A 22,325-nucleotide genomic window follows, 5' to 3' on the forward strand; every position below is an offset into this window, starting at 1 on the left:
GATGCCGGGGCTTGCCGGTGTAACTGGGAGTTCGGGATGATCGGCGGACTGTTCGTGGCTTTCGGGGGGAAGCATGGAGATCCTGGCCGACCGCGTGCGCGCCCTGGTCCGTGAGCGACGGATCGATCCGCGCACCGATGTCGATGCCGTGCGCCGGGCCGCCGCCGACGCCGTCGCCGAGCACGAGCAGCGCAGCCTGACCGGTGTCGTCCGAGCCCTCGACGAGCCCGATCGCGTCGTCGGACAACTCGTGGCCGACCTGTCCGGGTTCGGGCCGCTCCAGCAGTTCCTCGATGATCCCGAGGTCGAGGAAGTGTGGATCAACGAGCCGGAGCGGGTGTTCGTCGCGCGTTCCGGCCGTCACGAACTCACGTCGGTCATGCTCACGGCGACGCAGGTGCGCGAACTGGTCGAGCGGATGCTGTCGACCAGCGGTCGTCGGCTCGACATCAGCCAGCCGTTCGTCGACGCGATGCTGCCGGGTGGGCACCGACTGCACGTCGTGCTCGACGGCATCAGTCGTGGCTTCGCTGCGGTGAACATCAGGAAGTTCGTCGCGAGGGCCACCACGGTCGACGATCTCGTCGCGCTCGGCTCCCTCGACCAGCCCGCGGCCGACTTCCTGAGGTCCTGCGTCAGGGCGGGCCTGAACATCGTCGTGTCCGGGGGAACGCAGGCCGGGAAGACGACGCTCCTCAACTGCCTCGCCGGGTCGATCCCCGGCAGCCAGCGCCTCATCTCGGTCGAGGAGGTCTTCGAACTGCGCACCAACCATCCCGACTGGGTCGCGCTGCAGACCCGGCAGGCCGGGCTCGAGGGCACGGGGGAGATCACGTTGCGCATGCTCGTCAAGGAGGCGCTGCGCATGCGCCCCAACCGCATCGTGGTCGGCGAGGTCCGTGCCGAGGAGGCACTCGACCTGCTCCTCGCGCTCAACGCGGGACTGCCCGGCATGGCCTCGATCCACGCGAACTCGGCCAAACAGGCCCTCGTGAAGCTGTGCACGCTGCCGTTGCTCGCCGGCGAGAACGTCTCGGCGGGGTTCGTCGTGCCGACGGTGGCCACCGCGGTCGACATCGTCGTGCACACGGGGATCGACGTCTCGGGCCACCGCACCGTGCGCGAGATCGTCGCGACGACCGGGCGGACGGAGGCCGGCATCGTCGAGGCCGAGACGGTCTTCGTCCGCCGGTCGGGCCGGCTCGAACGAGGCCCGGGCAACCCCCGGCGGGTCGAGGAGTCGTCGTGGGCACGCTGATCGGCCTGCTGTTCGGACTCGGCGTGCTCCTCGTGGTCGATGGCTGGACGCGTCCGGAGCCGCCGGCGCCCGTGCGGCACCGGCGTCGTCGCCTTGGCGACCTGCTCGATCGTGCTGGGCTCTCGTCCGTACCGCCGCGCGCGATCGTGACGACCTCCTCGCTGTTCGCCTTCGTGGCCGGGGTCGCGGCGGCGAGTGCGACGGGCGTCCTCGCGGTGGGACTGCTCGCCGCCTTCGCGGCCGGATGGGCACCCGTGGCGGTGTTGCGCGCTCGGGCGGCGAGGCGCCAGCGCGAGCACGCCGAGGCGTGGCCGGACGCCGTCGACCACCTCGCCTCGGCCGTGCGGGCCGGCTTGTCCTTGCCGGAGGCGCTCATCCAACTCGGCAACCGTGGCCCCGAGGAACTGCGCGAGCCGTTCCGGCAGTTCGCGCGTGACTACGGCTCGACGGGCCGGTTCACCGAGAGCCTCGACCTGCTCAAGTCCCGTCTCGCCGATCCCGTCGGCGACCGCGTCGTCGAGGCCCTGAGGATCGCGCGCGAGGTCGGCGGCGGCGACCTCGGGCGGCTGCTGAGATCGCTCTCGGGTTTCCTGCGCGACGACCTGCGCACCCGCGGTGAGCTCGAGTCGCGCCAGTCCTGGACGGTGGGCGCGGCGCGTCTCGCGGTGGCCGCCCCGTGGCTCGTCCTGCTCATGATGAGCCTGCAGCGGGACGTGATCGATCGCTTCGCGACGCCGAGCGGGGTCCTGCTCCTCATCGGCGGCGCCGTGACCTGCGTCGTCGCGTACCGCCTCATGATGCGGCTGGGCCGACTGCCGACCGAGCGGCGGATCCTCGCGTGATCGGCGCCGTCGCCGCCGGCTGCCTGACGGCCGGGATCCTGCTGGTCGTCCTGGCCGCACGTCGTTCCCGTCGGCCCGCCCTCGCCGATCGCGTCCTGCCGTACGTGCGCGACGTCCACCCGTCGGCCACCCCGGCGCCCGTGGGATCGGCAGTCGCCCAGTTGCTCGGCCCCTCGTGGCGGCAGGCCACCCGGGTGATCGGTGAGTCTTTCGGCAGCTCCGCGGCGATTGCCCGGCGACTGCGCCGGCTCGGATCGACCGACGACGTCGAGGACTTCCGGATGGCGCAGGCGACGTGGGGCGCGGCCGGACTCGCGGCCGCGATGGCGATCTCCCTCGTGGCGTGGTCGACCCACCGGACGTCCGTCGTCGCGCTGCTCCTCTTCTGCGCGGTCGGGCTCGTGGGCGGCTGCCTGGCCTGCGACCAGCGGCTGTCGGCGCGCGTCCGCGCGCACGAGGCCGAGCTGAGGTTGGAGTTCCCGACGATCGCCGAACTGCTCGCGCTCTCGGTCGCTGCCGGCGAGAGCCCCACCGCCTCGATCGAGCGGATCGTCCGCGTCGGCCGCGGGGCGCTCTCGCAGGAACTCGGTCGCGTGCTGGCGGACGTCCGGGCGGGCGGCACCGTGGTGGCCGCCCTCGACGACCTGGCGACGCGCACGGGTGTCACGAGCGTCGCGCGCTTCGCCGAGTCGATGGCGGTCGCCGTCGACCGCGGGACCCCGCTCATCGACGTGCTGCACGCCCAGGCCGCCGATGTGCGCGACGCCGCCCGTCGCGAACTGATCGAGACCGGTGGTCGGCGCGAGATCGCGATGATGGTGCCGGTGGTCTTCCTGATCCTGCCCGTCACGATCGCGTTCGCGTTCTATCCGGGTCTGGCCGGACTGCACCTGTCATCGGGTGGATGACGAGAGGAGAACCATGAAGGTCACGAGGATCAGGACGAGAGGCCAGTGGGTCCGGGACCTGCGGCGGCGAGAGCGCGGCGACGTCCCCGGCTGGGTCATGATCACGCTCATGACGGCTGGCGTCGTCGCCGCGCTGACGGCGATCGCCGGACCTCGGCTGACGTCGATGCTCAATCAGGCGTTGATGTCCGTGGGCGGATGAGCCGACCCCGAGATGAATGTGGCGCGGCGGTTCCCGAGTTCGTGCTCGTCCTGGTCGTGCTCGTGCCGCTCGTCCTAGGGATCGCCCAGGTCGCGCTCGTCCTCCACGTGCGCAACACCGTGACGGCGGCGGCCTCCGACGGTGCGCGCGCGGCCGCGGCCCTCGGCGCGGGTCCCGAGGTCGCACGGGCTCGCGCTCGCGACGTCGTCCGCACGACGCTCGCAGACCGGTTCGCCGACGGCGTGGCGGCGCGCGAGTCGACCATCGACGGCGTTCCCGTCGTCGAGGTCTCGATCCGTGCCGAGGTGCCGCCGCTCGGCCTGTGGGGACCGTCGGTACCGATCGAGGTCGTCGGTCACGCCGTCCGCCAGGAGGCGCCGTGAGTCGATCCGACCGCGGCAGCGCCACCGTGGAGTTCACGTGGCTGACACTGCTTCTGCTCGTGCCGCTGGTCTACGTCGTCCTCGCGGTCTTCCAGACCCAGCGCACGGCGTACGGTGTCTCGGCCGCGAGCGAGGCCGCGGCTCGTGCCTTCATCCAGTCACCCGATGCCGAGTCGGCGTCGGCGCGGGCGCGGGCGGCGGCCCGGCTCGTGCTGGCCGACCACGAGGTCACCGGCGCGAGGGTCGTGACGCGGTGTGAGCCGGCGTGCTTCGAGCCGGGCTCGACGGTGGTCGTGGTGGTGCGGGCGGCCCAGCGGCTGCCGCTCGCGCCCGACGTCCTGGGCGACCCGATCGCCTCCTTCGCCGTCGACTCGACGCACACCGAGCCGTTCGGCCGCTACCGGGCGGCGTCGTGACCCGGCCCGAGCGCGGCAACGTCACGGTGCTGACGGTCGGCTTCCTGGCGGTGCTGGGGATGCTCGTCGTCGCGGTGGTCGACGCGTCGGCGGCGTTCCTGGAGCGACGTGAGCTGATGAACCTCGCCGACCGGGTGGCCCTGCACGCCGCGGACGGGCTTGACCGCGACGAGGTCTATGCGGGCGGCCTGACGGACGAGGCCGTCCTCGACGCCGCGGACGCGCGCGACCTCGTCGCGTCGATCGTGCCGCGGGACGTCGCGATGACGCTGCGGACCTCGGGCGACCGGGTCGAGGTGCACCTGACGCGGCGGGTCACCCTGCCGCTCGTGCCGCCGGGATTCCCGGACACCGCGACGATCCGCGCCGACGCGATCGGTCAACTGCGGATGGGCCAATGAGGGCCATCCTCAGTCGGAGGTGTCGGTGTCGGAGTCGCGGTCGTCGATCTTCCACTGGCCGTTCTCCTTGGTCAGTTCGTAGGTCGTGATGACCGATCTGCCCGCCGTGGTCTCCTCGACCAGCAGGACACCGCCGTCGAAGTCAGCGCAACCGATCGGTGTCGCTGGGGCCTTCGAGAGTCCTGAGGTCGGGAGGTCTGGATCCACGAGCCGGAGTGGGTGTTCGTCGCGCGCGCCGGCCGTCACGAGCTCACGTCGGTCATGCTCACGGCGACGCAGGTGCGCGAACTGGTTCAGCGATGCTGTCGACCAGCGGGCGTCGACTCGACATCAGCCAGTCGTTCGTCGACGCGATGCTGCCGGGTGGGCATCAGCTGCACTGCCATCCGGCAAACGGGAAGCATGAGAGGGACGCCTTGACACGAGGACTAGCGGCGCCGCACGCGGACGAGGTCGGTCTTCACCGTGCCGTCCTGGTAGCGAACGACTGCCGTCACCGCAAGGGTGTGGCGCTTCGGTGCCTTCATGACACGACTCCACGAGGAAGCCGCAGGAAGACGGCGCCCGATGGGAGCATCCACCAGGCGACAAGCTCCACTCACGCGACGCGTGAACTTCAGCCTGCCGTTCGGCTTCACCCAGGCACAACGACGTGCCGTCGACTTGGTGATGTCACGCACCACCAAGTAGCTGGACCGCACCTGACTGGCCATGCCAGTCCGACCGGACACCTGCACCCGCAGCGCACCGAGCTTCTTCACCCGAGTGATGTCGACCCGCTTGGTCGGCTTGCACGGCAGCGCCGGCAGCGTCTGCATCTGAGAGTCGTAATAGCCGTAGACCTCCATCCGAGAGGTCACGCCGCACTTGGCGAACTTGACGCGCACCGGGTCATCACCGAACCAGAAGCTGGTGCCGTCACCCGGCAGTGCGCCCTTGTAGTCCTCCCAGCTGAGCAAGCCGTAGTTGTCCTTCTTAACCGTCCAGAAGTAGACGTAGCCATCTGAAGAGATGTGATACTTCACACCGTTCATCTGGTGCGCCCATCCCTGCGCCTCCGGGTACTTCGAGTCCGGAGGCGCAGTCGGAGTTGCGGTCTCCGTCGGCGTCGGGGTACCCGTGGGGGTCTCCGTCGGCGCAACGGTAGGCGACGTCGAGTCGGTGGGACTCGTCGACGTCGTGGTAGCAGTGCTGGACGACGTAGCGGCAACGCCGCCATGTGCGAAGGCGTCGTCGGCCGAAGCCAGACTCAGCAGCCCAACCATCAGGGCAACGATGGCAGCCACGGCCACCGTCACCCACGTAGAACGACACGCCTTCGTTCCGATTGAGCCACCCATAACAGGTACTCCTCTCTCCAGGCGAGCGCCGAAATCGCCATCACTGCCACAGCAGACACGTCCGAATCCGAATCGATAGTAGTGACCTCACCGGGTGTTCGTGCCTGAAACGGCGCAGCAGTGGGCCGATGCTGCCGCCTGGAGGTCTAGACGGCTGCACGTCGTGCTCGACGGCATCAGTCGTGGGTTCGCGGCGGTGAACATCAGGAAGTTCGTCGCACGGGCCACCACGGTCGACGACCTTGTCGCGCTCGGCTCCCTCGACCAGCCCGCGGCCGACTTCCTCAGGTCGTGCCTCCGGGCAGGCCTCAACATCGTCGCGTCCGGGGGAACGCAGGCCGGGATGACGACGCTCCTCAATTGCCTCGCCGGGTCGATCTCCGGCAGCCAGCGCCTCATCTCGGTCGAGGAGGTCTTCGAGTTGCGCACCAACCACCCGAAGTTCGCATAGGGACTATGCAGGCGGGCCTGGGTTGATGAGTGCTCTCTTTGCGCCGCTTAGCACGACCGCTGGGCAGGGGACTGCCGATCTCGTCGATCCACGCAGGTTCGCGCACAGCCTCGCCGCGGCGACGGGCCGCCAACTCATGGACAAGCTCGTCCTGCACGTCCTGCACGTCCTGCACGTCCTGCACGTCCTGCACGTCCTGCACGTCCTGCACGTCCTGCACGTCCTGCACGTCCTGCACGTCCTGCACGTCCTGCACGTCCTGCACGTCCTGGGAGTCCGAGCCCGAGCACGGCGTCGAGGACGTCAGCGGAACGGTCATGTCGGCCATTCTGCGTGCGGAGAAACTAGGCGAGCGGGAATAGGCGCCGAGTTGAGTTCTGTGTCCGTGAGAAGTTGATTAGCTGTCTCTGTCTTGCGGCGAACGCACGCTGAGTTCTTCCCATGCGCCAGGGGCCCATAGCCGGAAAAGAGCACGCCCCCGCCCCTGCCGTTCGTTTCTCAGAGCGGTCGACCGATCCCGCACAATCCACGGTGCTCCTTCTGGTCCGCGGTCGTTCGCGTGCTGCACGAAATGATCCATGTATGGATAGATCCGGTGATGCAGCTTTCGGGGCTTGTCGGAGGTGGGCATCTCCTCCGTCATCTCGGCATCTGACACCTTCGGCACCCCAAGGGGGAACAGACTCGGGAAATCCGGCGCCCAGGTCAAGGTCACACCATGATCAGCGCAAATATTCACCCAATCGGCGTCGACCGGTTCACGCTCAACTGCCAGAACACCCCGGACTTCATGGGCACCGCGCCAGTTGAGTTTGTATATGTAGCTGAGGACTTGTCCCAGACCTAGTCGAAGTTGGGATACCTCGTTCTCCGCAGTCAAACTCTTGACCTCGCAAACAACTACCGAAGAACCTTCGCGCCAAGCCAGGTCGAACTGCGGATCGCCGCCGAGCGGCTGGAGCGGCGCGAGCCCGCGACTTTGAACGAAGTCGCTGAGGAGATCTTGGATGTCCATGTGCGCAACCGTCCCCCGATCGATTAGGTCCGGGTTGTGCGAGAACACCGTCGCCTCATCTTGTGGAGCGGACTGGCGTTCCTCACGTCGATACGGAGCGCCGCCGACGTCACCGAGCGTTAAACCATGCGCGTCCGCAGAGCCGACGTCCACAGGAACATCGTCGGTCGCCGGGTCCCCAGACGCGGGTGGCATCGCGCTGGCAACCCATTCCCAACCGGGATGAGCCGCAAGCGCCGCCAACTCGTGCGCGTCGTGGGCCGCCAACGCCCGCGCGAGGTCGCGGCGGATGTGGCCCGCGCTGTCAAGGCCCAACGGGATCTTGTTCGCCCATCGGGTCCTGCTGCCCCAAGTGGCGCCTGGGGTCCACGGGATCCAAGCCGCGTGTCGGACGACGGCGACGTGAGGGGGCACGATGAGCGCGCCATCCTTGACCGTGGCAGCGCCAATGCGCGACGCGGCGGCAAAGGGCAAGCGTTGTTCGATGTAGTCAAGGTGCTGTTGGTTGGCGTCCACACCAGCCCGAGCCGCGTACGGCGAGCCCTCATCGGGTCCGATCATCGCGGCGGGCGCCGCAGCTCCAACGTCCGTCGGAGTCGAACCTTCAGGAATGCCGAGATACCCACTAAGCGCCTCGGCGAACTCCCGATAGCCACGCCCGTCACGCGAAGCCGCATAGGCATGGGCCCGCACCATCGCCTGGCGGACGGTGATGCCCTCGCGCGGCAACCCCAATGCGTGAAAGGCGGAACGCCCCACCGCGCTCGTGCCATCGTAGATGACGAAGTCCTTGTCCAGACGCGAGTTGTGACTGAGGTGCTCCATTCCCTTGACGAGGTCGACATCCCCAGTCACTTGAGCCAGATCGATCAACCGCCGGTAGGCTGGATCCGCCCCCAGGCCTTTGGAACTTGCCATGTCGGCATGCTAGCCCGCACCTCCGACGACTTAGTTGGCGACGGCCGACGACGTTCGGACGGCGGCAGCGGACGCATTCTCGGAACTGGCCCTGAAGTTCGGTGATCCAAACTGAGCGAAGACTCTACGCAGCCGCTGAGACGCCGGTGAGGGCTCTTGGTCGGATGCAGCCTCCTTGGAACCCATTGTGATCGCGATGTCGAGTTGATGCATCGCGAGGGTTCGCGAGCGGTCCCAGCCGCGGCAGATTCATCGTGTCAACTGCCGTTGGTGAGACGACGACCAAGGACACGATGATGGACAGGAAGACCTATGCGCTGATTCAACGGAGGTTACTCCTCTCTCTCGACCTCGCAGGCCGATGAATGAATCGTCGCCCACCGACCGCGCCGATTGCGATCCATCACTCTGGCACCTTGATTGGGGCTTGCATGGCAGATGCCAAGGTACTACCCTGGAACTTACAAGGCACCTTCCATGGATATACTAGGAGGACGACATGACCTCAGGAACCTACGGAGTCGACACGCTCATCAAGGCAGCTCGGGCCGCCGCCGAGGCCTTCCTCGCGGCGCTCGACGAGGCCGAGGGCATCGTCGCCCCCAAGCCGCCCGCCGACGAGGACCGCGCCGAGGAGCTCGCCGAGTACGACCCGCTCCACGACAGCCCCCCGTTCGTGCCGAACCCGGGGAAGGGCGCACCACTGGCTCAGCAGCAATTGGCGTGGATCACTTACCTGGGTGCGATTGGCCGGTTGAACGCCGAGGAGGGCCGCGGCGCGGTGAGCAAGGAGATCTCCGAGCTTGCGAGGAAGGCCGGCTACTCAGGCGGGGCCGCCGTCAACGGCTGGAACTCGCGGGAGGGCAGCCCGCGCGCGATCGAGATCGCGGACGGGGCGCGCTTCCTGAACTCCGCCGCGCTGGACTGGATCACGAAGGACGCCGCAAAGCTCGGCATCAAGCTCGTGGGCGAGTTCGCGACGGTGCCGCAGCCCGAGTGACCGAGCGCCTCGAACGGCCGGCCCGAAAGGATGGGCATGCCCCGGTCGGACGATGCGGGAGACCGCCGAGACGGGCTTCGACCTGATGTGAAGGCACGAGCTTGCGCTCGGAATTCTTCCGAGCCGAGCACGGCGAGGGCGTCCCCGATCGTGGTAACGGGGTGCTCGGTTGATCCGTGATGCCGGTTGCGCAACCCTCGCTGCGACAGCGACTGAAGCGCCAGCGACAATCGGCTACAGAGAACCGAGAAGTTTCGACCTGAGTTCATTGAACTCTGCTTCGGATACGAGGCCCTCCTCGTGGAGGGACTGCAGTTCTCGGAGCCGTTCCGGCACGCTCAAGCTGCCAGCGCGGGTACTGGTCTCCGTCGGGCGACCCTCCAACTGCTCGCCCTCAGCACGCAATGGTCCCGTCGACCGAGGCATATCAGCCGAGGCCGCCCTGATCGCGGCGTTCCCGGCGGCTTCTAACTTCTTGACCGCCCGCAGGTTCCCGGCCGTCGGCGGGTCTTCGTGTAAGGCATAGGTCTTTCGATCGGTGACGATGGTCAGGTAAACGTCACCGCGTTTGTTCGAGCTCATGAGGCTGTAGCCGGCGGTGACGGCGGCACCCCGACCAAGGCCGGTCTTCTTCTGCACGTCGGCGGACGCCTCGATAGAGATCAGGCGTTCGAGCGGTGCTTGGACGTCGCTAGTAGCCCGATGCGCGCGTAGCCCTTCTCGTAGATCTTGATGGTCTTGAAGCCGAACGTCTCGTCCGCCACCATCTGGCCCGCCAACCTCAATTCAGCCGCCTCGCGCTCGGCGCGCGCTTGAGCCTTCTGCTCGCGCATCTGATCCTTGTTTGCGCGACGCTCGGCCTGTTGTTTGGCGCGCAGCGCGGTCTTGGCCTGTTTCGCTTCCTGCTTGGCCGCCTGCTGCTCCTGCGCCGTGAGCACTCGCTGCATCGGCCGGCGATGATCGGTCCACTGGCTGCCGTCCCAGTAGCGCTGGTGGGACGCGTCCTCGGGGTCGGCGTACCAGCCTTCAGGGGGTGTTTCGCAGTCACCCTCCTGGCGGGGGTTTCCACGGCGCTGTCTGGTGGTGAGTCGTCGGTCGCGGCCACGTCCGACTGGGTCGCGCTGCAGACCCGGTAGGCCGGGCTCGACCGCGACGAGGTCTATGCGGGAGGCCTGACCGACGAGGCCGTCCTCGACGCCGCGGACGCGCGCGACCTCGTCGCGTCGATCGTGCCCCGCGACGTTGCGATGATGCTGCGGACCTCGGGCGTCCGGGTCGAGGTGCACCTGACCCGGCGTGTCACCCTGCCGCTGGTGCCGCCCGGGTTCCCCGACACCGCGACGATCCGCGCCGACGCGACCGGTCAACTGCGGATGGGCCAGTGAGGGCCAACCTCAGTCGGACGTGTCGGTGTCGGAGTCGCGGTCGTCGATCTTCCACTGGCCGTTCTCCTTGGTCAGCTCGTAGGTCGTGATGACCGAGCTGCCCGCCGTGGTCTCCTCGACCAGCAGGACTCCGCCGTCGACGACGCGGATGCCCCAGATGACCTCGCCCGACCAGTCCGTGTCCTGGACCTGCGCGAGCCACGCCTCACACGTGAACGGCTCGGTCGCCACGAGGTCGTCGCGGAAGTCCTGCGTCGTGACCGCCTCGAGCGCCGAGCAGTCGCCCGTCTGCGCGGCGATCTGGAACTTGCGGTAGCTGTCCTTGAGCGGGGCGGGATCGGCGACCTGCCACGCCGCGACCGCGGCCAGCGCGCCGATCAGGGCTGCCACCAGCAGCACGATCGGCAGGATCCAGACCAGCTTGGACCTCTTGACCTTGACCAGGTTCCGCTCCTGCTCGTAGGTCAGGGCAGCGTGCTGGGCCGGGACCGGCTGGGGCTGCACCGGCTGGACCGGCTGCACCGGCTGGGCCGGCTGCTGTCCGGGGAGCGGGGCCGTGTGGGTGGTCCACTGCGACCCGTCCCACCAGCGCAGGCTTCCGTGACCGTCGTCGTACCAACCGGGCGGCGTGATCTGGGAGTCCATGGGTTCATCATGCCGTGGCGGCGTCGCAGTGACGACGACGACGAAAGATTCCGCGAGCGTCGCGGCGCGTTCGCCCACGGTTCATCCCGGCGCGGTCCCGTTGAGACATGAACCGACACTCGCGTCGCACCGCGGCGCGCGCAGCCCTGGTGGCCGCGTGCGTGGGCTTCTTCGCGACGATCACCGTCATCGGCCAGGTCTCGGACGGCAACCCCGTGCCCGACCCGCCAGCCCTGCTGCTCGACGTCCAGCGCTGACCCCCGCGTATCACCGCGCGGTCCGCCGGGCTCCCGGGGAGCATGAACACTCTCTCCGACTCCGCCCGGGCCCTCATGGCTGCCGTCCTCCTCGCCGTCGCGATCGGCTTCGGTGCCGCCGGCGCCCTCGCGTCGACCTCGTCGAGTTCCAGCACCGACGACGCGGCGCGCCCCTTCGTCTACTACCGCTGCTACGTCCAGGGCTACGGCTGGATGTACTGCACCGACCCCGCGCACGCCTGAACGAGCAGCGGCCGGCTTCGCGGAGTCGACTGCAGGGTTTCGCTCGCGGTTCTCCGGCAGTTCACCGGGCTCCGATGACCTGAGGTCATGACGAAACTTCGCAACAGCACCCGCAGCGCGCTCGTCCTCGGCGCGGCCGGCCTCCTCCTCGGGGGAGCGGTCGTCGGTTCGGTCGCGAGCGGCGAACGCGACCTCAGCACGCAGGGCGGCGCCGCCCGCCTGTCCGGCGACCAGACGAAGGCGGTGAAGAAGGCCATCGACGGCAGCCGTCCCGACAACGTGATCCTGCTGATCGGCGACGGCATGGGCGACTCGGAGATCACGAGCGCCCGCAACTACGTGCACGGTGCCGCCGGCCGCTTCCCTGGCCTGGACGCCCTGCCGCTGACCGGTCAGTACACGACCTACTCGATCACCAAGGACGGCAAGCCGGACTACGTCCCCGACTCGGCCGCCACCGGCTCGGCCTGGTCGACGGGCACCAAGACGTACGACAACGCGGTCAGCGTCGACATCCACGGCACTCCGCAGGCGACCCTGCTGGAGCTGGCCAAGAAGGCCGGCTACAAGACCGGTGACGTCTCGACCGCCGAGTTGCAGGACGCCACACCCGCCGTCCAGGTCGCGCACGTCACCGCCCGCAGCTGCTACGGCCCGACCGCCACGACCAAGACCTGCCCGACGAACGCCAAGGAGAACGGCGGCGCCGGCAGCATCACCGAGCAGCTGCTCGACACGCGTCCCGACGTGACCCTCGGCGGTGGCGCCACGACCTTCGCCGAGACCGCGACCGCGGGCACGTGGAAGGGGCTCACGCTGCGGCAGCAGGCCGAGAACCGCGGGTACCGGCTCGTCGACGATCTCGACTCGCTGAACGCCGTGAAGAAGGCCGACCAGAAGCAGCCGCTGCTGGGCCTGTTCACCCCGGGGAACTTCCCGGTCCGCTGGACCGGCCCGGCCGCGACCGCCGACGGCGGAACGAAGGCGCCCGCCGAGTGCACCGCGAACCCGGCTCGGACGTCGAGTTTGCCGGACCTCGCGGCCCTGACGAAGAAGTCGATCCAGTTGCTCGACCAGGGCAGCGACAAGGGCTTCTTCCTTCAGGTCGAGGGTGCGAGCATCGACAAGCAGGACCACGCGGCCGACGCGTGCGGCCAGATCGGCGAGACGCTCGACCTCGATGAGGCCGTCAAGGTCGCGCTCGACTTCGCCAAGAAGGACAAGCACACCCTCGTGATCGTCACGGCCGACCACGCCCACACGAGCCAGATCGTGGAGGCCGGCTCGACCACGCCGGGCAAGACCGTCAACCTGCTGACGCATGACGGCCAGCCGATGACGATCAACTACGCGACGTCGGCCGCTGGGTCGCAGCAGCACACCGGCACGCAGCTGCGGATCGCGGCCTACGGTCCGCGGGCGGCGAACGTCGTGGGGCTGACCGATCAGACGGACGTGTTCTTCACGGTGCGCGCCGCGCTCAGGCTGAAGAAGTAGCCCGACGAGGCACGGCGGCGGATCCTCCCTCAGGCGATCCGCCGCCGTGCCCCGACGCTCAGGCGGACCCGAGCAGCTCCTCGAGCGCGGTGTCCCAGCACGGATCGAGCTCGAGCAGTCGTTCGGGCTCGGAGAATCGTCGCGCGACCATGGCGGACGCAACGGCGATCACGGTGGTCGACGCGACGAGCGCGACGGCCGACATCATCGTCCCGAGCGCGGCGGCATGGGGTGCCACCACGAACACGGCGACGGCGAGTGCGACACCTGCAGCGGTGTGGTGGATGCTCTCACGCGTCATCATCACGGCTCCGAATCTCCCTCAAACGGTGACCAGTGAGATCGATGATGCACCTGTGACGGGAGTCACGTGGCCGAATCAGGCCGAATACCGTGAGTTTCTGACGAGGTGGAAGATCGCGATCACGCGGTCCGTGCGGCGCTCGTACTCGCCGAAGCCGGGGGCGGCCTGCTTGAACAGGTCCCACGCGCTGTCGCGCAGCGGGCCCTTGAGCTCGCGAGCGACGACCTTGACCTCGACGATGCCGCGATCCGAGTCGGCGTCGGCGGGCGCCGGAGCCTCCACCAGGATCTCCGGATGGGCCCGCAGATTGTGCGCCCACGCCGGCTCGTCGGGCGCTCCGGCCTTCGACGCGGCCACGTACCAGCCGTCCTGCGCGGCCAGGCCCATCACCGGGTTGACCCGCTTCGTGCCGGTGCGCGCGCCGATCGTGTGCAGCAGGACGAGCCGGTCGCCGAAGCCGTTCGTCGTGACGTTGCCGGCGTTCTCGCGGAACTCGGCGATGATCTGGTCGTTCCAGTTGCTCATGCCACCAGAACACCACTCCGCCCGGGTTTCTGCTCGAGCGGTAACCTCGACAAGTGGCCACCGTCGATCTCTCCGACCGGATCAAGCAACTCGACGCGACGTTGACGTCGATCGAGAAGGTGCTCGATCTCCCCAAGATGAACGCCGAGATCGCCGACCTGCAGGAGCAGGTGGGCGCCCCGGACCTGTGGGACGACCAGGCCAACGCGCAGCGCGTCACCGGTCGGCTGTCGGTACTGCAGTCCGAGGTCGAGCGCGTCGCGAGCCTGCGCCAGCGCCTCGAGGACGTCGAAGTGCTGATCGAGCTGGCCGGCGAGGAGTCCGACGCCGACTCCCTGGCCGAGGCCGAGACCGAGATCGGCCGGCTCAGCACCGCGATCGAGAGCCTCGAGGTGCGCACCCTGCTGTCGGGCGAGTACGACGAGCGCGAGGCCCTCGTGACGATCCGGTCCGGCGCCGGTGGCGTCGACGCGGCCGACTTCGCCGAGATGCTGCAGCGCATGTACGTGCGGTGGGCCGAGCGCCACAAGTACCCCATCGAGATCTACGACACCTCCTACGCGGAGGAGGCGGGACTCAAGTCCACGACCTTCGCGATCAAGGCGCCCTACGCCTACGGCACGCTCTCGGTCGAGGCGGGCACGCACCGGCTCGTGCGGATCAGCCCCTTCGACAACCAGGGCCGCCGCCAGACGTCGTTCGCCGCGGTCGAGGTCGTTCCGGTGCTCGAGGCCACCGACGAGGTCGACATCCCCGAGGACGAGGTCCGCGTCGACGTCTACCGCTCGAGCGGGCCCGGCGGGCAGAGCGTCAACACGACCGACTCGGCCGTTCGCCTGACCCACATCCCCACCGGCGTGGTCGTCAGCTGCCAGAACGAGAAGTCTCAGCTGCAGAACAAGGCCAGCGCGATGGTGATCCTCAAGGCCAAGCTGCTCGCCCTGAAGAAGGCCGAGGAGCGCGCCCACCTCGACGAGCTGCGCGGCGACGTCGCGGCCAGCTGGGGTGACCAGATGCGCAACTACGTGCTCAACCCGTACCAGCTGGTCAAGGACCTGCGCACAGAGCAGGAGACGGGCAACACCCAGGCCGTCCTCGACGGCGAGATCGACGACTTCATCGAGGCCGGCATCCGCTGGCGCCGGAACCACCCCGCCGCCTGATGCTCACGGTTGCCGGCGTGCCGGGGCTGCCCGAGGTGCGACCCGGTGACGACCTCGTCGCGCTGATCGGCGCTGCGCTCGACGCTGCCGCACTCACGCTCGAGGACGGCGACATCGTCGTCGTGACCTCCAAGATCGTCTCGAAGGCCGAGGACCGCCTCGTCGTGGCGGCCGACCGCGACGCCGCCGTGGAGGCCGAGACGGTCCGCGTCGTCGCCGAGCGCGGGCCCGTGCGGATCGTCGAGAACCGACTCGGCATCGTGGCCGCGGCGGCGGGCGTCGACGCGTCCAACGTGCCCGAGGGGCACGTGCTGCTGCTGCCCGTGGACCCGGATGCCTCGGCGCGAGCCCTCGCGGTCGGCCTCCGCCGCCGTGCCCGCGTCGGCGTGCTCGTCTCGGACACGCTGGGTCGCGCGTGGCGGCTGGGCCAGACCGATGCCGCGATCGGCGCAGCCGGAGTCCAGCTGTTCGAGCGGCCCCAGAAGGACGCCGACGGCCGACCGCTCGCCGTCACGATGCCGTGCGTCGCGGACGAGCTGTGCGCTGCGGCTGAGCTGGTCAAGCCCAAGGACGGCCACGTGCCCGTCGCGGTCGTGCGCGGGCGGGCCGACCTCGTCGGTGACCTCGACCTGCCGGGTGCCCGCACGATCCTGCGGCCGTCCGGGGACGACCTGTTCCGGTCCGGCGGCTGACGTGAGGATCACCGTCCTGGCCGGCGGCGTCGGCGGTGCCCGGTTCGTCCGCGGACTGCGGGCGGCCGTGCCGGAGGCCGACATCACGGTCGTCGTCAACACCGGAGACGACCTGTGGCTCTCGGGTGTCCGACTGCAGCCTGACGTCGACTCGATCCTCTACGCGCTGGCCGGCGTCAACGACGAGGAGCGCGGCTGGGGTCGCGCGGGCGAGACCGAGCGGGTCAGCGCCGAGCTCCAGGCGTGGGGTGGCGGTTGGCCGTGGTTCACCCTCGGCGACCTCGACCTGGGCACCCACCTGGCCCGCACGGGCTGGCTGCGCGACGGTCTCACCCCCACGCAGGTCATCGAGCGGCTGAGTGCCCGTTGGCCGCTCGGCGTCCGGTTGCTGCCGATGACCGACAGCGAGGTCGACACGCAGGTCGTCGTCGAGGGCGGGGCGCGGCTGCACTTCCAGGAGTGGTGGACCCGTCACCGCGCCACGTGGCCTGCGACGGCATTCGAGAACCCGGGCATCGCCTCCGCGGTGCCGGCGCCGGGCGTGGTCGAGGCGATCACGGACGCCGACGCCGTGCTGTTCGCGCCGTCGAACCCGGTGGTCTCGATCGGCCCGATCCTCGCGGTGCCCGGTGTCCGTGCCGCCGTCCTCAACGCGCGTCGCGTGGTCGGCGTGTCACCGATCATCGGCGGTCGGGTCGTGCGCGGCATGGCCGATGCGTGCCTCGCGACGATCGGGGTCGAGACCGCCGCCGACGCCGTGGCCCGCCACTACGGCCGGCGCGGCGACGCCGGACTGATCGACACGTGGCTGATCGCCGAGGAGGACGCGGCCCTCGCGCCCGCCCTCACGGCGGAGGGTTGGGACGTGCGCGTCGTGCCCCTGTGGATGACCGACGTCGAGAAGTCAGCCGCTCTCGCCCGCGTCGCCCTGGCCTAACTCACCACCCATCACCCGCCGCTCGCCCGCCGACACTCGCCGGTCGTCTGCGAGGGGGTCAGAGGACGCGGGACAGGACGGCGGAGGTGCGGGGGCCGAGCAGGCCCGTGAGGTGGTCGGGGGTGTCGACGTCGCGGCGCAGGGTCGACCACGTCGGCACCGGGAGCTCGAGGAAGCCGAGACCGAGATGGCGGCGCCAGGAGCCCTCGCCGAACGCGGCCGGCAGGTCGCCCTCGCGAGCCGTCACGAGGGTCGTGCCGTGGCGCTCCTCGTCGGGCACGGCGCCGAGCCGGGTCCCCTCGGCGAGATCGAGCGCCTGGGCGAGGTCACCGGGCTGGAGGCCGGGCAGGTCGCCGAGCAGGACGGCCCGGTGGTCGCGGGGGCTCGCCGCGAGTCCCGCCGAGACGGCCACGTCGATCCCGCGGGGTGCGTCCTCGACGACGATCTCGACGCCGGCCGGCGCGATCGACGGGTCGGCGGTCACGACGACCACGCGCGCCACCTCCGCCGCCGCCTCGATCGTGTCGAGGGCGATCGCGCGGGCGAGTACGGATCGATCCACCCCCGGCAGGTCGAGCCGGGACTTGCCCAGCTCGGGGGGCTTGACCGGCACGACGACCGTCCACGGCCGTCGCCGCCGGTCACCCACCGAACGGCTCCGGCTCGAAGTGGCCGAACCGGTCCCTGAACTCCTGGGCCTTGCCCGGCCAGAGCAGCACCTGCCGGCCGGAGCGCTCGTCGACGTACCAGTTGTGGCAGCCGGAGGTCCACACACCGCTGCGGCTCGCGATCTCGTCGACGTAGGCCTGTTCGGCGTCGGCCGACACCTCGAGCGGGCCGCGCTGGGTCCACGGCAGGGCGGAGGCGACGTAGTCGGCCTGGGCCTCGATCATGAGCACCGCCGAATTGTGGGCGAGCGTCGCGTTCGGTCCGTCGAGCACGAACAGGTTCGGGAATCCGTGGACGGCCGTCGACGCATACGCGCGCATGCCCTGCGACCAGTACTGGTCCAGCCCGATCCCGCCGCGGCCGTGCACGAGCTCGGCGTAGGGCTGGCGGGTCGTGTGGAAGCCCGTCGCGGTGACCACGACGTCGACCTCGTGGCGCGAGCCGTCGGCGGCCACGACCGCGCCGGGCTCGTAGCCGGTGAGCGCCTCGGGCACGAGGCGCACGTGCGGCAGTCGCAGCGTCGCGTAGTAGTCGTCGCTGAACAGGACCCGCTTGCAGCCGAACTCGTGGTCGGGGGTGAGCGCGGCGCGCAGCACCGGATCGGGGACGTGGGCGGCGAGGTGGCCCAGCGCCCGGTCCCGCGCTCGCGCCCGGCCGTCGCCGGCCCGCTCGTCGAACACCGCCTCCGTCTCGTGGAAGAGCTCATCGCGCAGGTCGGTGAGCCGCTCGGGCTCGTTCTCGAAGACGGCGATCTCGGCGTCCGCGTACGCGCGGTCGCCCTTCGGCAGGATGAACGGGGCGCTGCGCTGCAGCACGACCACCGAGGCGGCGCGCCGCGCGATCTCCGGCACGAGCTGGATCCCCGACGCGCCCGTGCCCACGACGGCCACCCGAGCGCCGTCGAGCGGGACGGCGTCGTCCCAGCGCGCGGTGTGCATCACGGGGCCGGCGAACTCGCCGGGGACGTCGGGCAGCCGCGGGTCCGTGAGCCGGCCGGCGGCCATCACGAGGACGTCGGCCCTGACGGGTCCGCGGGACGTCGTGAGCTGCCACCGGGAGCCGTCCCAGTCGGCACCATCGAGGCGCGTCGACAGCATGATCCGGTCGGCGACGGGTCCGGCGGCGTCCTCGAGATAGCCGCGGATCTCCTCGCCGGGCGCGAAGACCCGGCTGAAGCCCGGGTGCGGGATGTCGGAGTAGCCGTACAGGTGGGCCGGCACGTCGCAGGCGACACCGGGGTAGCGGTTCTCGTACCACGTGCCGCCGATGCCTGGCCGGCGCTCGAGCACGACGAACGACTCACCCGCGGCGGCCAGTCGCCTCGCCATCGCGATGCCGGCGAACCCCGCGCCGACGACCGCCACGCGCACGTCGGTCATGCCGGCACTCCGTAGGTCGTGGTGCGCAGCCGCAGCTGGCGACCCAGGCCCTTGGCGATCGACCTCGCCGTGTCGAGGGTCAGCTCGTGGCCGAACTCGACGCCCGCCTCGGGGGCGACGCGGCCGTCGTAGAGGGTGCCGCCGAGGTCGTCGGCGCCCGAGCGCAGGACCACGCCGGCCCCGTCGACGCCGAGCCTCGTCCAGGCGGCCTGCACGTGGCTGATGCTGCCGTGCAGCATCAGGCGGGCGACGGCGTGCACGGCGCGATGCCGGTCCTCGGAGTGGTCGCCGCCGGGGAAGGCCATCGGGACGAGCTCGTTGAACCCGCCGGTGTCCGTCTGGATCTCGCGGAGTCGGCGGAGGTGCCGCACGACCTGGTCCGGCGTCTCGCCGTGGCCGTAGAACAGCACCGAGGTGGAGCGCAGGCCGAGTCCGTGCGCGGCGCGGATCGCGGCCTCCCACTGGTCGACGGGCAGGTCGTCGGGGAACCGCTCGGCGCGGTACGCCTCGTCAATCACCTTGACGCCCGTCCCGGGGACGGTGTCGACGCCGGCGGCGGCCAGTGCGGCGTACTGCTCGGCCACCGTACGTCCCGTGCGCCGGGCGCCGTCGACGACGTCGGCGGGACGGAAGGCGTGCAGGTGCAGGCCGGGGGCGGCCTGCCGGACGGCGCGGGCGACCTGCTCGTAGACGTCGTCGGGGGTGTCGGCGGGCGCCGTGCCCTGGATGCACAGCTCGGTCGCGCCGAGGTCGACGGCATCGGCGGCCACCCGCGCGACGAGCTCGGGATCGGTGACGCGGTCGGAGCCGAGGTTGCGGTTCACCACGAGGGAGACGGTCGCGCCGACGACGGACCGGCGCAGCTCGTCGGCGAGGTGCGCGAGCCGGTCGAGGTCGTCGCCGCTCGCCCCCAGCAACTGCGCGTACTCCGCGTCGGCCAGCCCCGCCGGATCATCGGCGGCGCGGGCGAGCAGGGACCGCTGGGAGTGACGTTCGGGGGCACTTTCCCCCGAAAAGTGCCCTCGAACGTCACTGCCAGCGAGACCGTCGGGGTCGGCGAGGGCGAGGACGGCGTCGTGCAGGCCCGGGTCGATCCAGGTGTCGCGGTCGCGGACGTAGTGCGGGTGGATCGTGAGTCGCTCGCGCAGGTCGTACCCGGCCGCGCGGGTGGCGGCGGCGAGCTGGTCGACCTCCGGCCACGGCCGCTCGGGGTTGACGTGGTCGGCCGTGAGCGGGCTGACGCCGCCCCAGTCGTCGATGCCCGCGGCGACCAGCCGGGCCAGCTCGGCCGGGTCGGACAGGTTCGGCGGCGCCTGGATCCGGGCGTCGGGGCCCAGCACGATCCGCGCGGTCGCGACGGCCGCGACGAACGCATCGGTCTCGGCGTCGTCGACGGCCTGCATCGCCGTCGCCGGCTTGGCGCGGAAGTTCTGGATGATGATCTCCTGCACGTGCCCGTGCCGCTCGGCGACGTCGCGCAGCGCGAGGATCGAGTCGAACCGCTCCTGGGCGGTCTCGCCGATCCCGATCAGCAGGCCCGTCGTGAAGGGGATGCGCAGCCGGCCCGCGTCCTCGAGCACCTGCAGCCGCAGGGCGGGGTCCTTGTCCGGGGAGCCGAAGTGCGCCTCTCCAGGCTCGGTGAACAGTCGCGACGACATCGTCTCGAGCATCATCCCCATCGAGGGGGCGGTCGGCCTCAGCCGGACCAGCTCGTCGTACGTCATGACGCCCGGGTTGAGATGCGCCAGCAGCCCGGTCTCGGCGGTGATCCGGCGGGCGAGGTGGCCGATGTAGTCCAGGGTCGAGGCGAATCCGTGGTCGTCGAGCCACTCGCGGGCCACGGCCCAACGGTCCTCCGGTCGGTCGCCGAGGGTGAGCAGCGCCTCCTTGCAGCCCAGCGCGGCACCCTGGTGCGCGATCGCGAGCACCTGCTCCTCGGAGAGGTACGGCGCGATCCCCTTGCGCTCGAGCTTCGCGGGAGTGTCGACGAAGACGCAGTAGTGGCAGCGGTCGCGGCACAGGGTCGTGACCGGCACGAACACCTTGCGCGACCACGTCACGACTCCCGGGCGGCCGGCGCGGCGCAGACCCTCGTCGCGGATTTCCCCTGCCTCGCGGACGAGGTCTTCGAGAGCGTCGCCACGTGCGAGCAGCATCGACGCGTCGCGCAGGTCGGACGGCATGCGGTCAGCGTAGTCGGGCACAGGTGACCGGCTGACTGCCCGTCACCGGCCGACGGGCGGGCGCGGGTGACGATCATGATGTGATCCAGGTCTCGCCAATACTGTAAACGTGAGTTAGCGTTGGCCGGGTGCACGAGCAGACGAGCAAGGGTGTCCCCATCACCGGCGTCAGTGTGATCGTCCCGGTCTTCAACGAGGCGCCGAACGTCGCCGAGCTGGTCCGCCGGGTGGCCGCGACGCTGTCCGACGTCGAGGCGGAGATCGTCTTCGTCGACGACAGCACCGACGACACGCCCGACGTGATCCGGTCGGTCGCGGCGACGGCGCCAGTACCGGTCCGACTGATCCACCGCGAGCCGGGCGAGGCCGAGGGCGGCCTCGGCGGCGCGGTCGTCGAGGGCGTCAGGGCCGCGGTCCACGACGTGTGCGTCGTGATGGACGGCGACCTGCAGCACCCGCCGGAGAAGATCCCCGAGCTGCTCGCCAAGGCCGAGCGCACCGGCAACGACGTCGTCGTGGCCTCGCGCTACGTCGGCGACGGCACGAACGATGGGCTGTCGGGTCGCGTGCGGGTGCTGGTCTCGCGGGCCTCGACGCTCGTCACGAAGGCGATGTTCCCGGTGCGGCTGCGCGCCGTGACCGACCCGATGACCGGCTTCTTCCTGCTGCGTCGCGACCGGATCGACTTCGCCGACCTGAAGCCGCGCGGCTTCAAGATCCTGCTCGAGATCCTCGCGCGGCAGCGCCTGGCCGTCTCGGAGGTGCCCTTCCACTTCGCCGAGCGGTTCGCGGGCGAGTCGAAGGCCTCGCTGCTGCAGGGCGTGCGCTTCCTGCTCCAGCTGACGCACCTGCGGTTCGGCCGGATGTCGGGCTTCGCCATGATCGGCGCGCTCGGCGCGGTCGCCAACATCGCGATCGTCTGGCTCCTGACGATGATGGGAGTCGGCTACCTGGCCGCGGCGATCGTCGCCGCCGAGCTCACGATCATCGGCAACTTCCTGCTCATCGAGCGCTTCGTGTTCGGCGACCTGCGGGTCAATGCCGGGGTCGTGTGGGGCCGCTTCGCGAAGTCGTTCTCGTTCAACAACGTCGAGGCGGCGATCCGGATCCCGATCCTCGCGGTCATGGTCAACACGTGGCACGTCTCGGCCGTCGTGGCCACGGCGATCACGCTCGCCGTCGCGTTCGTCGTGCGGTTCGTGTTCCACTCGCTCGTCGTCTACGCGCCCCGCACGGTCTCCGACGGCGACCTGCGGCACCTGGTCGAGGAGCTGGACGAGCAGATCACCGCACCCGGCGAGCTCTGACCCAC

At 70.1% G+C, this 22,325-nt stretch carries 28 protein-coding genes; 17 read left to right on the forward strand and 11 right to left on the reverse strand.

Annotated elements, in window-relative coordinates; translation table 11 throughout:
- The first annotated feature begins 73 nt into the window (after window positions 1-73).
- Genes ACT26F_RS00930 through ACT26F_RS00960 form a run of 7 tightly spaced genes read left to right on the forward strand, consistent with a single transcriptional unit; the run spans window position 74 to window position 4,410 of the window.
- Window positions 74-1,258, forward strand: coding sequence for a CpaF family protein (locus ACT26F_RS00930; protein WP_471668593.1), 1,185 nt, complete (start codon window positions 74-76; stop codon window positions 1,256-1,258).
- Window positions 1,246-2,100, forward strand: a complete 855-nt coding sequence (locus tag ACT26F_RS00935; RefSeq protein WP_471668594.1) for a type II secretion system F family protein — start codon at window positions 1,246-1,248, stop codon at window positions 2,098-2,100. The genes ACT26F_RS00930 and ACT26F_RS00935 overlap by 13 nt, the downstream gene beginning before the upstream one ends.
- Window positions 2,097-3,008 carry a type II secretion system F family protein gene (locus ACT26F_RS00940; protein ID WP_471668595.1) on the forward strand — a complete coding sequence of 304 codons (912 nt, stop codon included), beginning with the start codon at window positions 2,097-2,099 and terminating at the stop codon, window positions 3,006-3,008. Before ACT26F_RS00935 ends, ACT26F_RS00940 begins: the two co-directional genes overlap by 4 nt.
- 13 nt (window positions 3,009-3,021) lie before the next feature.
- On the forward strand, window positions 3,022-3,210 hold the full coding sequence (locus ACT26F_RS00945) for a hypothetical protein (RefSeq protein WP_471668596.1): 189 nt from the start codon (window positions 3,022-3,024) through the stop codon (window positions 3,208-3,210).
- Window positions 3,207-3,593, forward strand: a complete 387-nt coding sequence (locus ACT26F_RS00950; protein ID WP_471668597.1) for a TadE/TadG family type IV pilus assembly protein — start codon at window positions 3,207-3,209, stop codon at window positions 3,591-3,593. The genes ACT26F_RS00945 and ACT26F_RS00950 overlap by 4 nt, the downstream gene beginning before the upstream one ends.
- Window positions 3,590-4,009, forward strand: coding sequence for a hypothetical protein (locus ACT26F_RS00955; RefSeq protein ID WP_471668598.1), 420 nt, complete (start codon window positions 3,590-3,592; stop codon window positions 4,007-4,009). The genes ACT26F_RS00950 and ACT26F_RS00955 overlap by 4 nt, the downstream gene beginning before the upstream one ends.
- Window positions 4,006-4,410 carry a pilus assembly protein TadG-related protein gene (locus tag ACT26F_RS00960; protein WP_471668599.1) on the forward strand — a complete coding sequence of 135 codons (405 nt, stop codon included), beginning with the start codon at window positions 4,006-4,008 and terminating at the stop codon, window positions 4,408-4,410. Before ACT26F_RS00955 ends, ACT26F_RS00960 begins: the two co-directional genes overlap by 4 nt.
- Window positions 4,411-4,419: 9 nt before the next feature.
- Here the strand turns inward: ACT26F_RS00960 and ACT26F_RS00965 are convergent, their stop codons facing one another.
- Both ACT26F_RS00965 and ACT26F_RS00970 read right to left on the reverse strand, forming a co-directional pair.
- Window positions 4,420-4,617 (reverse strand): hypothetical protein, encoded by a 198-nt coding sequence (locus ACT26F_RS00965; RefSeq protein ID WP_471668600.1) that lies wholly within the window; start codon window positions 4,615-4,617, stop codon window positions 4,420-4,422.
- Window positions 4,618-4,838: 221 nt separating this feature from the next.
- Window positions 4,839-5,444, reverse strand: a complete 606-nt coding sequence (locus ACT26F_RS00970) for a hypothetical protein (protein WP_471668601.1) — start codon at window positions 5,442-5,444, stop codon at window positions 4,839-4,841.
- Window positions 5,445-5,844: 400 nt separating this feature from the next.
- On the opposite strand from ACT26F_RS00970, the gene ACT26F_RS00975 reads away from it, so the two are divergent.
- Both ACT26F_RS00975 and ACT26F_RS00980 read left to right on the forward strand, forming a co-directional pair.
- Window positions 5,845-6,201: an ATPase, T2SS/T4P/T4SS family gene (locus tag ACT26F_RS00975; RefSeq protein WP_471668602.1), complete on the forward strand. Its 357-nt coding sequence runs from the start codon at window positions 5,845-5,847 to the stop codon at window positions 6,199-6,201.
- Window positions 6,202-6,337: 136 nt separating this feature from the next.
- A complete protein-coding gene (locus tag ACT26F_RS00980) occupies window positions 6,338-6,598 on the forward strand; it encodes a hypothetical protein (RefSeq protein WP_471668603.1) in 261 nt (86 codons plus the stop codon).
- Here ACT26F_RS00980 and ACT26F_RS00985 read toward each other — a convergent pair whose 3' ends face one another.
- Entirely contained in the window at window positions 6,599-8,134 is a 1,536-nt protein-coding gene (locus tag ACT26F_RS00985; protein ID WP_471668604.1) for a hypothetical protein, read from the reverse strand.
- A gap of 499 nt (window positions 8,135-8,633) precedes the next feature.
- On the opposite strand from ACT26F_RS00985, the gene ACT26F_RS00990 reads away from it, so the two are divergent.
- Window positions 8,634-9,134, forward strand: a complete 501-nt coding sequence (locus tag ACT26F_RS00990; protein ID WP_471668605.1) for a hypothetical protein — start codon at window positions 8,634-8,636, stop codon at window positions 9,132-9,134.
- Between the two features lie 234 nt (window positions 9,135-9,368).
- Here ACT26F_RS00990 and ACT26F_RS00995 read toward each other — a convergent pair whose 3' ends face one another.
- From ACT26F_RS00995 to ACT26F_RS01005, 3 genes are all read right to left on the reverse strand, one after another.
- Entirely contained in the window at window positions 9,369-9,773 is a 405-nt protein-coding gene (locus tag ACT26F_RS00995; protein ID WP_471668606.1) for an SHOCT domain-containing protein, read from the reverse strand.
- Window positions 9,774-9,796: 23 nt separating this feature from the next.
- Window positions 9,797-10,420 (reverse strand): DUF2510 domain-containing protein, encoded by a 624-nt coding sequence (locus ACT26F_RS01000; protein WP_471668607.1) that lies wholly within the window; start codon window positions 10,418-10,420, stop codon window positions 9,797-9,799.
- Between the two features lie 108 nt (window positions 10,421-10,528).
- Window positions 10,529-11,164: a DUF2510 domain-containing protein gene (locus ACT26F_RS01005; protein ID WP_471668608.1), complete on the reverse strand. Its 636-nt coding sequence runs from the start codon at window positions 11,162-11,164 to the stop codon at window positions 10,529-10,531.
- A gap of 107 nt (window positions 11,165-11,271) precedes the next feature.
- Here ACT26F_RS01005 and ACT26F_RS01010 point away from each other — a divergent pair, with 107 nt between their 5' ends.
- The 3 genes from ACT26F_RS01010 (at window position 11,272) to phoA (ending at window position 13,161) form a co-directional block, all read left to right on the forward strand.
- Window positions 11,272-11,421, forward strand: coding sequence for a hypothetical protein (locus tag ACT26F_RS01010; protein WP_471668609.1), 150 nt, complete (start codon window positions 11,272-11,274; stop codon window positions 11,419-11,421).
- A 42-nt stretch (window positions 11,422-11,463) separates the two neighbouring features.
- Window positions 11,464-11,664, forward strand: a complete 201-nt coding sequence (locus ACT26F_RS01015) for a hypothetical protein (protein ID WP_471668610.1) — start codon at window positions 11,464-11,466, stop codon at window positions 11,662-11,664.
- An 87-nt stretch (window positions 11,665-11,751) separates the two neighbouring features.
- Window positions 11,752-13,161, forward strand: a complete 1,410-nt coding sequence (gene phoA, locus ACT26F_RS01020) for an alkaline phosphatase (RefSeq protein ID WP_471668611.1) — start codon at window positions 11,752-11,754, stop codon at window positions 13,159-13,161.
- A 58-nt stretch (window positions 13,162-13,219) separates the two neighbouring features.
- On the opposite strand, the gene ACT26F_RS01025 is transcribed toward phoA, so the two are convergent.
- Together ACT26F_RS01025 and ACT26F_RS01030 are read right to left on the reverse strand one after the other, a co-directional pair.
- A complete protein-coding gene (locus tag ACT26F_RS01025; RefSeq protein WP_471668612.1) occupies window positions 13,220-13,465 on the reverse strand; it encodes a hypothetical protein in 246 nt (81 codons plus the stop codon).
- Window positions 13,466-13,540: 75 nt separating this feature from the next.
- Window positions 13,541-13,990 (reverse strand): nitroreductase/quinone reductase family protein, encoded by a 450-nt coding sequence (locus tag ACT26F_RS01030; RefSeq protein WP_471668613.1) that lies wholly within the window; start codon window positions 13,988-13,990, stop codon window positions 13,541-13,543.
- A 53-nt stretch (window positions 13,991-14,043) separates the two neighbouring features.
- Here ACT26F_RS01030 and prfB point away from each other — a divergent pair, with 53 nt between their 5' ends.
- Genes prfB through cofD form a run of 3 tightly spaced genes read left to right on the forward strand, consistent with a single transcriptional unit; the run spans window position 14,044 to window position 16,782 of the window.
- A complete protein-coding gene (gene prfB, locus ACT26F_RS01035) occupies window positions 14,044-15,153 on the forward strand; it encodes a peptide chain release factor 2 (RefSeq protein WP_471668614.1) in 1,110 nt (369 codons plus the stop codon).
- A gap of 17 nt (window positions 15,154-15,170) precedes the next feature.
- Window positions 15,171-15,845 (forward strand): coenzyme F420-0:L-glutamate ligase, encoded by a 675-nt coding sequence (gene cofE / locus ACT26F_RS01040; protein ID WP_471668615.1) that lies wholly within the window; start codon window positions 15,171-15,173, stop codon window positions 15,843-15,845.
- A gap of 1 nt (window position 15,846) precedes the next feature.
- Window positions 15,847-16,782 (forward strand): 2-phospho-L-lactate transferase, encoded by a 936-nt coding sequence (cofD, locus tag ACT26F_RS01045; protein WP_471668616.1) that lies wholly within the window; start codon window positions 15,847-15,849, stop codon window positions 16,780-16,782.
- A gap of 58 nt (window positions 16,783-16,840) precedes the next feature.
- Here cofD and ACT26F_RS01050 read toward each other — a convergent pair whose 3' ends face one another.
- The 3 genes from ACT26F_RS01050 to cofG are packed head-to-tail and all read right to left on the reverse strand — an operon-like array spanning window position 16,841 to window position 21,013.
- On the reverse strand, window positions 16,841-17,395 hold the full coding sequence (locus ACT26F_RS01050; protein ID WP_471668617.1) for an NTP transferase domain-containing protein: 555 nt from the start codon (window positions 17,393-17,395) through the stop codon (window positions 16,841-16,843).
- Window positions 17,396-17,423: 28 nt separating this feature from the next.
- The gene (locus tag ACT26F_RS01055) at window positions 17,424-18,830 is read right to left on the reverse strand and encodes a flavin-containing monooxygenase (RefSeq protein ID WP_471668618.1); all 1,407 of its coding nucleotides are present in this window, start codon (window positions 18,828-18,830) and stop codon (window positions 17,424-17,426) included.
- A complete protein-coding gene (gene cofG, locus ACT26F_RS01060) occupies window positions 18,827-21,013 on the reverse strand; it encodes a 7,8-didemethyl-8-hydroxy-5-deazariboflavin synthase CofG (RefSeq protein ID WP_471668619.1) in 2,187 nt (728 codons plus the stop codon). Before cofG ends, ACT26F_RS01055 begins: the two co-directional genes overlap by 4 nt.
- 128 nt (window positions 21,014-21,141) lie before the next feature.
- Between cofG and ACT26F_RS01065 the strand changes: the two genes are divergently transcribed.
- Window positions 21,142-22,320, forward strand: a complete 1,179-nt coding sequence (locus ACT26F_RS01065) for a glycosyltransferase (RefSeq protein WP_471668620.1) — start codon at window positions 21,142-21,144, stop codon at window positions 22,318-22,320.
- Window positions 22,321-22,325 lie beyond the last annotated feature (5 nt).

The sequence above is a fragment of the Aeromicrobium sp. SP1 genome, assembly GCF_055663785.1.